Source organism: Psychroserpens sp. NJDZ02 (assembly GCF_004843725.1).
Lineage (GTDB): Bacteria > Bacteroidota > Bacteroidia > Flavobacteriales > Flavobacteriaceae > Olleya.
Map to the genome: position 1 here is coordinate 4,155,475 of NZ_CP039451.1, position 13,364 is coordinate 4,168,838.

Here is a 13,364-nt window from a genome sequence, read left to right on the forward strand (position 1 = left end):
CTATCCCAAAAGCCCAATAATTTCAGTAAACTCTTTCGCTTCAGCGTAATCCAAAGCCGTCTTACCATCGTTATCTTTAACGGTAGTATCGGCATTATGCTCTAAAAGCAGTTTAACTATGTCGACTTTATTATATTGTGTAGCAAAGGTCAAGGCAGTGGTTCCGTTGGCATTGATTGCATTTAAATCGGCACCATTTTTAATTAAATATTGAGCAAATCCTACATTTCCTTTAAAACTAACACCAATCAGAGCAGTATTACCTGAGGCATCTTTGGCGTTAATAGGCGCATTATGTTCTATCAAAATTTTAGTTGCTGCTTCATTATCAAAATAACTCGCTAAAATTAAAGCTGTAAAACCGCGTTGATCTTTAGATTCTGCCAATTTAGGATTAGCATTTAACACTGCTTTTAAAGTGGCAGTATCTTTATTTTTTATACTTTCAAAAAGTGTATTTATGTCTTTCATTTTTTAAATTTTTCAATAAAAAAGGAATGGATTCTAAAAAATCCACTCCTTTTTATAATTATGTTTACTTGATATTGTTATATATCAAACCTATTAGCGTTCATCACTTTTGTCCAAGCTGCAACAAAATCTGTTACAAATCTTTCTTTATTATCGTCTTGTGCATACACTTCTGCATAAGAGCGCAATATAGAGTTAGAACCAAATACTAAATCTACACGAGTTGCTGTAAATTTAACAGCTCCAGTTTTACGATTTTTAATTTCATAAATACCGTTATCTATAGATTTCCATTCATAAATCATATCAGTAAGGTTTACAAAGAAATCGTTAGTTAAAGCCCCTTCATTTTCTGTTAGCACGCCATGTTTAGTCCCACTATAATTAGTACCCATAACACGCATTCCTCCAACTAAAACGGTCATTTCTACAGCTGTTAAGCCAAGCAATTGTGTTTTGTCTAATAACATTTCTTCTGGACTAACAACATATTCTTTTTTCTGATAATTTCTAAAACCATCTGCTAAAGGTTCTAAAGCTTCAAAAGACGCAACATCCGTCATATCTTGTGATGCATCACCTCTACCTGGAGTAAAAGGAACATTTACAGCCAAACCTGCATTTTTGATTGCCTTCTCGACACCAACATTACCTGCTAATACAATAGTATCCGCAAGACTAATTCCAAATGTTACAGCAATTGGCTCTAATACAGCTAATACCTTTTGTAATTGTGCTGGCTCATTACCTTCCCATTTATTTTGAGGCTCTAAACGTATACGTGCGCCATCAGCACCACCTCTAAAATCTGAGCCTCTATATGTTCTTGCACTATCCCAAGCTGTAGAGACTAATTCTGAAATAGTTAAATCTGTACTTTCAATTTTGCTTTTTACAGCATCAACATCATAATCCTTAGTTCCTTTAGGAATTGGATCTTGCCAAATTAAATCTTCTTGTGGCACATCTGGACCAAACCAACGGTCTTTTGGCCCCATATCACGATGCGTTAATTTAAACCAAGCACGAGCAAAAGTATCTGAAAACGCCTCAAAATCATCTTTAAAACGTAATGAAATCTCGTTATAAATAGGATCCATTCTCATGGCCATATCCGCATCAGTCATCATTGGATTTAACCTTGTTGTTAAATCTTCAACATCTACAGGTTTATCTTCATCTTTAATAGTTACAGGTTCCCACTGTGTAGCTCCTGCAGGACTTTTACGTAATTCCCACTCATGGTTATATAACATTTCGAAAAAACCATTATCCCATTTTGTTGGATGCGTTGTCCAAGCACCTTCTATACCACTAGTAACAGTATATCTTCCTTTACCTGATTTTGTTGGATTAGACCAACCTAAACCTTGCTCTTCCACTCCCGCACTTTCTGGCTCTGGCCCTAAAATACTGGCATCTCCATTTCCGTGTGCTTTACCAACAGTATGTCCACCTGCAGTTAAAGCGACAGTTTCTTCATCATTCATCGCCATACGCTTGAATGTTTCTCTAACTTGTAATGCTGTTTTTAAAGGATCTGATTTACCATTGACACCTTCTGGGTTAACGTAAATTAATCCCATTTGTACAGAGGCTAATGGATTTTCCATAGTTTCAGGATTCTCAACATTAGCATAACGCTCGTCACTAGGTGCTAACCATTCTTTTTCCGCTCCCCAATACACGTCTTTTTCTGGATGCCAAATATCTATACGTCCAAACGCAAAACCGTAAGTTTTTAACCCCATACTTTCGTAAGCAATTGTTCCTGCCAAAATAATTAAATCGGCCCAACTTACTTTATTTCCGTATTTTTTCTTAATTGGCCATAATAAACGTCTCGCCTTATCTAAACTGACATTATCTGGCCAAGAATTTAATGGCGCAAAACGCTGGTTACCTGTACCACCACCACCACGTCCGTCTGGTAATCTATATGATCCTGCTGCATGCCATGCCATTCTAATCATTAAGCCGCCATAGTGTCCCCAATCTGCAGGCCACCAATCTTGACTGTCTGTCATAAAATCGTGTACATCCTTCTTAAGACCTGCTACATCCAGTTTTTTTAATTCCTCATGGTAATCAAAATCAGCACCAAGTGGATTTGTTTTAGTGTCCTGTTGGTGTAAAATATCTAAATTTAGTGTGTTTGGCCACCAATCTGTGACTGTTTTCTCTGTAGTAGTAATTGCACCTTGCATAAAAGGGCACTTGCTTGCATCTCCGTTAGTAGTATGATCCATATAGTGTTTATTTTTGTGTTTATTTTTTTACAAAACTAGTTGTATATCCAATAAATTTAATACATATAAAATTGATTGTTACTATTTAATAATAGCTTTTACTTATCAACTTACATTTAACGATAGTTTAAAATGATATAATAAAGTTTAGCTAACCTTTATTGTTAAAGCTCTTTATTGTCTATTTTTACTTTTCATAAATAAAATCAAATAAAATGGCTAAAATAACATTAGGCGGTACACCTGTCGAAACAATAGGGAATCTTCCAGAAATTGGAGCACAAGCTCCTGACTTTACTTTAACTGCAAGTGATTTATCTACACATAAATTATCAGATTTTAAAGGTCAAAAGGTCGTTTTAAATATCTTTCCAAGTGTCGATACCGGCACGTGCGCTACCTCTGTACGTTCTTTTAATAAAGAAGCAGCAGAAATAAAAAACACTAAAGTATTATGTATCTCAAGAGATTTACCATTTGCACAAGCGCGTTTTTGTGGTGCAGAAGGTATTGATAATGTGGTAATGTTATCCGATTTTAAAACAGGACAATTTGGTAAAGACTACGGTTTAGAGTTTGCTTCAGGTCCTTTTGAAGGATTAGATTCTAGATGCGTTGTTGTCTTAGACGAAAATGGGGTTGTAAAATATACAGAACAAGTACAAGAAGTTGCTGATGAGCCAAATTATAAAGCGGCATTAGACGTATTATAAATGAGTAAAAAGGAACCTTTTATAATCAATCGTTTAAAAAGTGTAGGGTATGCCTTTAAAGGCATGCTCTTACTTTTAAAGACCGAAGCTAGTATAAAAATTCAATTTTGTATTGCTATCATCATGACCATTGGTGGTTTCTATTTCGAGATTTCTTCAACGGAATGGATTATGCAATGCTTTGCGATAGGACTAGTCATGAGCGTGGAAGGTGTTAATACTGCTATTGAAGCTATTGCGGATTTTATTCATCCAGAACATCACGAAAAAATTGGATTTATTAAAGACATTGCAGCAGGTGCTGTTTTTATTGCATCTATAGCCGCTTCTATTATTGGATGTATTATTTATATTCCAAAGGCATTTTAAACAATTATCCATTAGGATAAACGTTAACTATTTGTATTTTTACCCAAACTAAAACCCGATAATGGCGAAAGCAAAAAAACAAACGAAGCCCAAAAAGAAAGTCAGCATCAAAAAACCTGATTTTAAGCTATCTAGTCAACAAAAGCTAGTTCTTGGAAGCTTTTTGGTAATTTTAGGTCTTCTGTTTTTTATCGCTTTTTTATCTTATTTATTTACCGGAAAAATAGATCAAAGCACTTTAAGCGAATTTACTTCTAGAGAAGTAGAAACTAAAAATTGGTTAAGCAAGATTGGTGCTTGGATTAGCGATTTATTTGTACAACGCGGTTTTGGTGTTGCTGCTTTTATAATCTCTGGACTAACCTTTTTATCTGGCGTGTACGTATTAACAGACTTAAGTAAAGCTAAATTACGCAAACATTGGTTTTGGGGTATTTTAGTAATGATCTGGATATCTATTTTCTTTGGTTTTTTTACACATAAAAATGATAGCTTAAGCGGAACCATCGGTTTTGAAATTAACACTTTTTTTCAAGATTACATAGGTAAAATTGGAACTTCCCTGTTGTTAACATTTGCTTTTATTAGTTATTTAGCTATTAGATTTAAATTTACTCCACAACGTATTGCTGCCTTTTTTAAGAAAGCAAAAAATAATATTCAGGACGATTTTAATGAAGACTTTGTGCCTGTCGATAATTCGTATTCTGATGAAGCTGAAGATATCAAATCTGCTTTTGACGTCGATAAAAAAGTAGAACCTACAATCTCCAATCATTCCAAAATTGTAGTTACTAAGGATATTGAACTAAGCCAAGATACACCTAAAAAAGTAACAAAAACAGAAGTTAAATCACCTAAAATTGAAATTGAAGTTCCAAAAATTGAAATTGAAGAACCTCAAATGGAAATTGAAGTAGAAGCAGTAAAAGAAGAATTATCTGAAACGGATAATCTTGCCAATAAATTAGTAGAAGACTTTGGACAGTTTGACCCTACATTAGAATTAGGAAACTACCAGTATCCACCTCTAGATCTACTTAAAAAATATGACAACGAAGGCGTTACTATTAATCAAGAAGAGCTTGAAGAAAATAAAAACCGAATTGTAGATACTTTAAACAACTACAAGATTGGAATTGCTAGTATAAAAGCAACTATCGGACCAACGGTTACATTATATGAAATTGTACCAGAAGCTGGAATAAGAATTTCTAAAATTAAAAACTTAGAAGACGATATAGCCTTATCATTATCGGCTTTAGGGATACGTATTATTGCCCCTATTCCTGGTAAAGGAACTATTGGTATCGAGGTGCCAAATAAAAACTCGACGATAGTGTCCATGCGTTCTGTTATCGCTTCTCAAAAGTTTCAAAATACAGATATGTATTTACCCATAGCAATTGGTAAAACCATTAGTAACGAGACTTTAGTGATTGATTTAGCAAAAATGCCTCACCTACTTATGGCAGGTGCCACTGGACAAGGTAAATCCGTAGGTTTAAATGCTGTATTGACCTCATTATTATACAAAAAGCACCCTGCTGAAGTTAAATTTGTACTAGTCGATCCTAAAAAAGTAGAATTAACATTATTCAATAAAATAGAAAGACATTACTTAGCCAAACTTCCTGATGAGGCCGAAGCTATCATTACAGATAACACTAAAGTAATCCATACTTTAAACTCGTTGTGTATAGAAATGGATAACCGTTACGAAATGCTTAAAAATGCATTATGTCGTAACATTGTAGAATATAACACAAAATTTAAAGCTCGTAAATTAAATCCAAATGACGGTCATGCGTTCTTACCTTATATTGTTTTGGTTGTAGATGAGTTTGCCGATTTAATTATGACTGCAGGTAAAGAAGTAGAAACTCCTGTTGCTCGTTTAGCACAATTGGCACGTGCTATTGGTATACATTTAATCATTGCAACACAACGTCCTTCTGTAAACGTTATTACAGGTATTATTAAAGCCAATTTCCCGGCACGTATCGCCTTTAGAGTGTCAAGTAAAATAGATTCAAGAACCATATTAGATGCTGGTGGAGCAGATCAATTAATTGGTCGTGGAGATATGTTATATACGCAGGGTAATGACATGATACGTGTACAATGTGCATTTGTAGATACGCCAGAAGTCGAAAAAATAGTCGATTTTATAGGAAATCAGAAAGCATACCCTGATGCTTATTTACTACCTGAATATATTGGAGAAGAAAGTGGCACAAATCTTGATGTAGATATATCTGATAGAGACAAATTATTTAAAGATGCTGCAGAAATTATTGTTACAGCACAACAAGGTTCTGCCTCTTTATTACAACGTAAATTAAAACTAGGTTATAATCGTGCTGGTCGTCTAATTGATCAATTAGAGGCAGCAGGTATTGTAGGCGGTTTTGAAGGTAGTAAAGCCAGACAAGTGCTAGTAACAGATTTAGTGGCACTAGATCAATTATTAGAAAACGAAAAAAATTAATTACAATTAAAATGAAAAAATTATTAGTATTATTTTTATTAGCTACCAGTACCATTTTCGCACAAGATAATGATGCAAAAAAATTACTAAATGAAGTATCAGCAAAAGCCAAGAGCTATGATAATATTTCCATAAATTTTAAATATGTTTTAGAAAATACGGAAGAAAATATCAAGCAAGAAACTAAAGGTGATGTAGTCATGCAAGGTGAAAAATACCGTTTAAACATTTTAGGTATTACACGTATTTTTGACGGTAAAAGTATTTTTAGCATTAGCCCTGAGGATGAGGAAATAACAGTGTCTAAAGGTAGTGATCAAGACGAAACTACAATTACACCAAGTAAAATGTTATCCTTTTATCAAGATGGCTTTACTTACAACATGGATATCATTCAAGATGTTAGTGGACGTAAAATTCAGTTTGTAAAATTGCTTCCAATGGATTCTAATTCAGAAATTAAAAATGTATTATTAGGAGTCGATACCAAAACAAAACACATTTACAGATTAATTCAAGTTGGGAAAAATGGAACAAAAACAACTTTAACTGTAAATTCTTTCAAAACTAATGAGCCTTTATCAAAATCCTTATTTACCTTTGACGAAAGTAAGTACAAGGACTATTATATCAACAAATTGGATTAATTTTAAGTGAAAATATTAGATAGGTACATATTAACTACATATCTTAAAACCTTTATCAGCGTGTTTGTAATACTCATGCTGATTTTTGTTTTACAGGCAATATGGTTATATATTAAAGAATTAGCAGGTAAAGATTTGGACTTAGTAACGGTCCTGAAGTTTTTAATGTATATAACTCCTACCCTAATTCCTTTAATTTTACCGCTTACAATCTTATTAGCCTCAATTATGGTTTTTGGTAATTTTGCCGAAAACTATGAATTTGCTGCAATGAAATCTACAGGTATTTCACTACAACGTGCCATGTCTGGTTTAGGTATTTTTATTGTTGGCTTATCTATACTAACTTTCTTTTTTAGTAATAACGTTATTCCCTGGGCAGAATATAACAGTTATAATCTTAGGAAAAATATTGCAAAAGTTAAACCTGCTATGATAATAGCAGAAGGGCAGTTTAATGATATTGGTGAATCTTTTAATATTAAAGTACAAGAAAAGTCTGGAGAAAATGGTAAGCTTCTAAAAGGTGTTACAATACATAAAAAAAGTGGAAAAAGCTTTACTGGTAATTTCACGACCATTATTGCTGAACGTGGCGAGCTAGCTAGTGCAGAAGATTCTAATATTTTAAAGTTAATTTTATATGATGGGAATTATTATGATGATACACCTCCCAAAAAAATTGACGAACGTAAGAAAAAGCCATTTAGAAAAGCTGCTTTTAAAAAGCATGTTATGAATTTAGACTTATCTAAATTAAACAATATTGATTTAAACGAAAAAAATATTGATGATAAATACACGATGCTAAATGTTGCAGAATTAAACTATGCAATAGACTCCCTAAAAATTGAAAGAAATACTATTGTAAAAGAATTTTCAACCGCTTTATATAATAGAACTAATTTAGCAACTTTAAACTTAACCGTCAATCCTAAAAAAGATAGTACTTACACTGGTGATATCCTTGATATTTTTAAAGACAAACGTAAAATACAAGTTTTAGACTATGCCATAAATAGCACCTCTAGTACACAACAAATTATAAAATCGAAACAAGCTACCTTAAAAGTTAGAAACACTACCATATATAAGCACGGTATACAAATGCATAAAAAGTTTGCTTTGGCTATTGCTTGTATAATACTATTTTTTGTTGGTGCGCCTTTAGGTGCTTTGATAAGAAAAGGAGGTTTAGGTTTGCCAATGATAATAGCTATTGTCTTATTTTTGAGCTATCACTTTATAGGTCTATTTGCAGAAAATAGTGCAAAAAACGGGAATCTTCACCCTGCATTATCCGCTTGGTTCTCTACCTTAATCATGCTACCACTGAGTATCTTTTTAACAACACGTGCTACACAAGATCGTGGTATTTTTGAGTTCGATCATATCACACAACCAATCAAAAATTGGTACAATCAAAAATTTAATCGAAGTGCGCAATTTGAGGCTTTAAATGGAAATACACCGTTGGTTAGCTTTGAAGAAAAAGATATCAATAACTATAAAACACTTTCAAAAATAACCAGTATTAGTTTTGGTATAACGGTAGTTTTAGGAGTGCTATACTTTGTTTTAAAAAACAATAAATTACCACAATTCGCTGAAGCAGGAATTCAATTTAGTGCTGTTGCCTTTATAATCTTTTTATATAACTACATTAAATCATCTTTAGCCTTTGATAAGCTAAATGCTTTAACAAAAAATAAAAAAGAGACAATTATTCAAAAAACGCTTGGTGCTGTAATCTACCCTTTAACTCACTTTTTTAGAGTCGATAAAATTACTTTCGGTACTAACTACAATCCGGTAAAAACGAATAACAGTAAAGATTTATATTCGGAAACACCTATCACTTTAAGTAAAAATGATAGTATAGATTTTAGAGCAGTCTCCAAGTTAAGTTTTCTGTTTTTTAGTATTGCCTTAATTTTGTTTCTCTCTTATTTTATATTAAAAAATAATGAACAACCTCAATTAGCTTTAGCGGGAATACAAATTAGCATTATTTCATTTATAGTCTTTGTTTTTAACTACATCAAATCCTATTTAGAATATGTCAAATTACTGAAGACTATAAAGCATAAAAAAGAACATCCTTTATTTACACTTTTAGGGGTTATATTATACCCATTAATTCACTTTAATAGACGTCAAAAAATAGACGCATAGATATCATAACTAATACATATGTAATATCTTTGCAAGACAACACATTTATTATGATTACTACAAAAACACAAGACAATTCTTCTTTTAAATTAAATACCATTGAAGAAGCTATACAAGACATAAAAGCAGGAAAAGTTATTATAGTCGTTGATGACGAAGACAGAGAAAACGAAGGAGACTTTGTGGCTGCTGCCGAATTAGTAACACCCGAAATGATTAACTTTATGGCGACTCATGGTCGTGGTCTAATCTGTACGCCGTTAACAGAACAGCGTTGTGAAGAGTTAGATTTACACATGATGGTGACTAATAACACAGACCATATGGAAACCGCATTTACCGTTTCTGTAGATTTAAAAGGCCAAGGTGTTACAACAGGTATTTCGGCTGGAGATCGTGCTAAAACAGTCCAAGCTTTAACGAAGGCTGACACTAAACCTTTCGATTTAGCACGTCCAGGACATATTTTTCCTTTAGTAGCCAAAGAAGGAGGGGTTTTAAGACGTACTGGACATACAGAAGCAGCTATAGATTTTGCAAGACTAGCAGGTTTACAACCAGCAGGAGTTATTGTAGAAATTATGAATGAAGACGGGACTATGGCGCGTTTACCACAGTTAATTGAAGTAGCAAAAAAGTTTGATTTAAAACTGGTCTCTATTGAAGATTTAATTGCTTACAGAATGGATCACGATTCTTTAATTGTAAAGAAAGATGATTTTGATATCGAAACTAGATTTGGAAGTTTTAGATTAAGAGCCTACCAACAAACGACAAATAACCAAGTACACATTGCCTTAACTAAAGGCGATTGGAAAAAAGACGATACGGTTTTAACTCGTGTTAACTCTACACTAGTAAACAATGATATCTTAGGAACGTTAACAAATAATGCTGACGAAAAATTAGATGATATGTTCCGCGTTATTAACGACGAAGGAAAAGGCGCGATTTTATTTATTAATCAGGAAGCAGAATCTATGAATCTTTTACAACGTTTATCTCTTTTAAAAAGTGAACAAAAGCCAAATACGGTTGTAAAAGCACCAGCAATTGCAATGGATAGTAAAGATTTTGGAATTGGCGCACAGATATTACACGATTTAAACATTCATAAATTAAAACTAATTTCTAATTCTCAACAAACTAAACGTGTTGGAATGATTGGTTACGGTTTAGAAATCGAAGAATACGTAGGATATTAAAACCTGCAACATATTATAAAACAAAAAAGCTCCAATTAATTAAAATTGGAGCTTTTTTTATGTAATTAATTGTTATTATAATGATGCTTTTATAGCTTCAACCATAAGTTGCGCACGTTGTCTTGTTTCTTCTTCTGTCCAAGACAACTTGATTAGACAAGAGATATTTCTACCAATAAAATGGTCTGATTTTTCAAACGTTTTATCTTTAAGATACGCTAAACCATCTTTAACCTCTTTAGACACTGGATAAAGTGTTTTAATATCTTTTAAATGGTCCCATTTTCTAATATAGTGCCAATTGTTATCATAATAATGAAAACAAACATCTACACCGGTCTCTTTAAACGCAGCAGATGTTTTTCTTGTCGTTTCTAAATTTGGTAAAAAGAAACTTAAAAAAGCATAACTCTCTTCTCCGCCTTCAGGTACCGTTCTAAAAGTTACTTCTGGAATAGTTGACAACGCTTCTCTTAAAATCGTGTAATTTTTTTTCTGAATAGCAATAAAGTCTTTTAAACGTCTGACTTGCGCTAAACCTACTGCGGCATTCAATTCTGAGATTCGAAAATTATAACCTAAATAAGGATGTGTTTCCGCGCCTCTATCACTTCCAATATGGTCGTGTCCATGATCTGTAAACAAATCCGCATGTTTAGCATACGCTGCGTTATTTGTCACGACTGCACCACCTTCTCCACAAGTTATTGTTTTAACAAAGTCAAAACTAAAACATCCCAAATCTCCATAAGTCCCTAAAGCCTTTCCTTTGTAAGTTCCTCCGATAGCTTGACAAGCATCTTCAATCAATTTCAAATTATTATCCTCTGCAATTTGTTTCAGTGCATCTAAATTAGCCATACTACCACACATGTGTACTGGCATGATTGCTTTTGTTTTTGACGTTATAGCAGCTTTTACCGCCTCTGGATCTACGGTTAACGTATCATCAATATCCACTAATACAGGAATCGCCCCTAACATCATGATTGCTTCAAAACTAGCTACAAATGTAAAACAAGGCATAATAACCTCATCTCCTGCTCCAATTCCTGCTAAAGCTAAAGCAACAGAAACGGCAGCTGTACCATTAGTTACTAATTGTGCATGGTTAACCTGTAATGTATTTTGTATTTCTGTTTCTAAAGACTTTGCTTTATAATGTCCATTACGCATGCCATCAAAACCATAACGCATTAATACTCCATTATCTAGTACATCTTCTACTTCTTTTCGCTCTAAATCTCCAAAGCTTTCAAATCCTGGCATCTCTATATTTTTTGTTATTAGTCAAATTTAAAAGAATTTAAGCTATAAAAAAAACGCCTAAAACTTAATTTAGACGTTTTTTAATAGGGTTATATTTTAATAGTCTAATAATTTTCTAGAATAGCCTCTATAAATGCAAAATGTCTGTCTGTTTCTCTTAAAAACGTATAACCAGATAATTCTCCTATTATGTGTAATTTATCATTTAACACCACCAAATTAGGGTAGCCTCCAGATGTATTATATTTACTAACCACCTTATTATTCTTTTTTTGTTGTTCTTCAGATATGATATCAACACGTCTTGGCATATCAATCATCAGTAGCACAAATTGATCCGCTTTCTCTTCAAATGCTTCCGAGTAGAAAAAATCTTTTTTCAACATTTTACATGGGGCACACCAATCGCTTCCTGTAAAATAAATTAGAATCGGTTTTTTAGAAGCTACAGCTTCGTTTTTAGCTTCTGCCAAATCCGTTAACCAATTCAAATTAGAGTCGTAGTCTTCAAAATCATCGTCTTGAGCAATCATTGTAAACGACGCACATAACATAAATAGAAACAGTAATTTTTTCATTTTCGAACGTTTTAAGGCAATACAAAAGTATTCTTTTTTATGAAATAACAATAATCCTGCCACTTTAATGTCTTACCTCCTGATTACAGTTTCTTGGATAGGTCTTCTGACCTTATCTAATGCTGCCATAAAATCATCTTCTGCTCTGTAACCTATAGGCATCACAAGTACCGATTTTAATTGTAACGCTTCTAATTCTAGAAGACGATCGTAATCAGAAGGACTAAAACCTTCCATTGGACAGGCATCTATATTTAACATTGCGCAAACCGTCATTAAATTTCCCATAGCTAAATAGACTTGTTTTGCTGCCCATGTTTCTTTTTCTGCTTGTGTTTTTGTTTTAAAATCTTCTATCAAAAAGGTTTTAAAAGGATTTAGAATAGCATCCGGTGTATTTCGTATAGCTTTGACACGATCAAAATAATTAGAAACAAAAGGTGTATCTATTTGTGATTCGATACAAAAGACTAAAAGATGAGACGCCTCCCCTACTTGTTTTTGATTATATGAAAATGGCACTAATGCCGATTGTAACGCTTTATTTTTTATGACAAGAAGCTTTAACGGTTGCAAACCATACGATGTTGCTGTTAAGTTAAAGGCTTCCGTTATCACATCTATATCTTTTTCTGGAATGCTTTTTTCAGAATCGAAGCTTTTTGTGGCGTAACGCCAATTTAGCTGCTCTATTATATTCATAGTTTTATTTTGTTCAAAAATAAAGAATACCCCTTTAAGAAAAGTAAAAGCACTATAAATTTATGTTATAATCTGATTACCAAATAAGTAAGGGTATCAACTAAAAGTTTTTTAAAAAAAGTGTGTTTTTTATTTGAATAAAACTAAAAAGCTTTCTATATTTGCACTCGCAATTAGGGAATACCTAATGAGACACTTTGGAGAGTTGGCAGAGTGGTCGAATGCGGCAGTCTTGAAAACTGTTGAGGGTCACACCTCCAGGGGTTCGAATCCCTTACTCTCCGCAAAAAGCCTTACATTTTTATGTAAGGCTTTTTTATTTCTAATACTTTAGTTATTATTAGTGTTGTTTTATAAGCGTCTTCAATATTACAAGGCTTTACAGCACACATCTGTGACAACCTATAAATCTCATATCAGATAACATAAGGCCCACTAAAAACACATTATAAGGTTTAATAAACATTTTAAATTAACCACAGGAATTCAAATCCT

At 33.1% G+C, this 13,364-nt stretch carries 11 protein-coding genes and 1 tRNA gene; 7 read left to right on the forward strand and 5 right to left on the reverse strand.

Annotated elements, in window-relative coordinates:
- Together E9099_RS18325 and katG are read right to left on the reverse strand one after the other, a co-directional pair.
- Nucleotides 1-471 carry an ankyrin repeat domain-containing protein gene (locus tag E9099_RS18325; protein WP_136584954.1) on the reverse strand — a complete coding sequence of 157 codons (471 nt, stop codon included), beginning with the start codon at nt 469-471 and terminating at the stop codon, nt 1-3.
- A gap of 77 nt (nt 472-548) precedes the next feature.
- Entirely contained in the window at nt 549-2,720 is a 2,172-nt protein-coding gene (katG, locus tag E9099_RS18330) for a catalase/peroxidase HPI (RefSeq protein ID WP_136584955.1), read from the reverse strand.
- Nucleotides 2,721-2,935: 215 nt separating this feature from the next.
- On the opposite strand from katG, the gene tpx reads away from it, so the two are divergent.
- The 6 genes from tpx to ribB all read left to right on the forward strand — a co-directional run bounded on the left by tpx (nt 2,936) and on the right by ribB (nt 10,320).
- Nucleotides 2,936-3,433: a thiol peroxidase gene (gene tpx, locus E9099_RS18335; RefSeq protein ID WP_136584956.1), complete on the forward strand. Its 498-nt coding sequence runs from the start codon at nt 2,936-2,938 to the stop codon at nt 3,431-3,433.
- Nucleotides 3,434-3,802, forward strand: coding sequence for a diacylglycerol kinase (locus E9099_RS18340; protein ID WP_136584957.1), 369 nt, complete (start codon nt 3,434-3,436; stop codon nt 3,800-3,802).
- Between the two features lie 61 nt (nt 3,803-3,863).
- Nucleotides 3,864-6,293 carry a DNA translocase FtsK gene (locus tag E9099_RS18345; protein WP_136584958.1) on the forward strand — a complete coding sequence of 810 codons (2,430 nt, stop codon included), beginning with the start codon at nt 3,864-3,866 and terminating at the stop codon, nt 6,291-6,293.
- Between the two features lie 11 nt (nt 6,294-6,304).
- Nucleotides 6,305-6,940: a LolA family protein gene (locus E9099_RS18350; protein ID WP_136584959.1), complete on the forward strand. Its 636-nt coding sequence runs from the start codon at nt 6,305-6,307 to the stop codon at nt 6,938-6,940.
- 6 nt (nt 6,941-6,946) lie between these two features.
- Nucleotides 6,947-9,115, forward strand: coding sequence for an LptF/LptG family permease (locus E9099_RS18355; RefSeq protein ID WP_136584960.1), 2,169 nt, complete (start codon nt 6,947-6,949; stop codon nt 9,113-9,115).
- 50 nt (nt 9,116-9,165) lie between these two features.
- Complete coding sequence (ribB, locus tag E9099_RS18360) at nt 9,166-10,320, forward strand: 3,4-dihydroxy-2-butanone-4-phosphate synthase (RefSeq protein ID WP_136584961.1); 1,155 nt, start codon at nt 9,166-9,168, stop codon at nt 10,318-10,320.
- 75 nt (nt 10,321-10,395) lie between these two features.
- Here the strand turns inward: ribB and E9099_RS18365 are convergent, their stop codons facing one another.
- From E9099_RS18365 to E9099_RS18375, 3 genes are all read right to left on the reverse strand, one after another.
- Nucleotides 10,396-11,589 carry a DegT/DnrJ/EryC1/StrS family aminotransferase gene (locus E9099_RS18365; protein ID WP_136584962.1) on the reverse strand — a complete coding sequence of 398 codons (1,194 nt, stop codon included), beginning with the start codon at nt 11,587-11,589 and terminating at the stop codon, nt 10,396-10,398.
- 104 nt (nt 11,590-11,693) lie between these two features.
- Nucleotides 11,694-12,167, reverse strand: a complete 474-nt coding sequence (locus E9099_RS18370; RefSeq protein WP_136584963.1) for a thioredoxin family protein — start codon at nt 12,165-12,167, stop codon at nt 11,694-11,696.
- A 72-nt stretch (nt 12,168-12,239) separates the two neighbouring features.
- Nucleotides 12,240-12,869 (reverse strand): NAD(P)H-dependent oxidoreductase, encoded by a 630-nt coding sequence (locus tag E9099_RS18375; RefSeq protein ID WP_136584964.1) that lies wholly within the window; start codon nt 12,867-12,869, stop codon nt 12,240-12,242.
- A 199-nt stretch (nt 12,870-13,068) separates the two neighbouring features.
- On the opposite strand from E9099_RS18375, the gene E9099_RS18380 reads away from it, so the two are divergent.
- Nucleotides 13,069-13,153, forward strand: a tRNA-Ser gene (locus E9099_RS18380).
- The last annotated feature ends 211 nt before the right edge of the window (nt 13,154-13,364 follow it).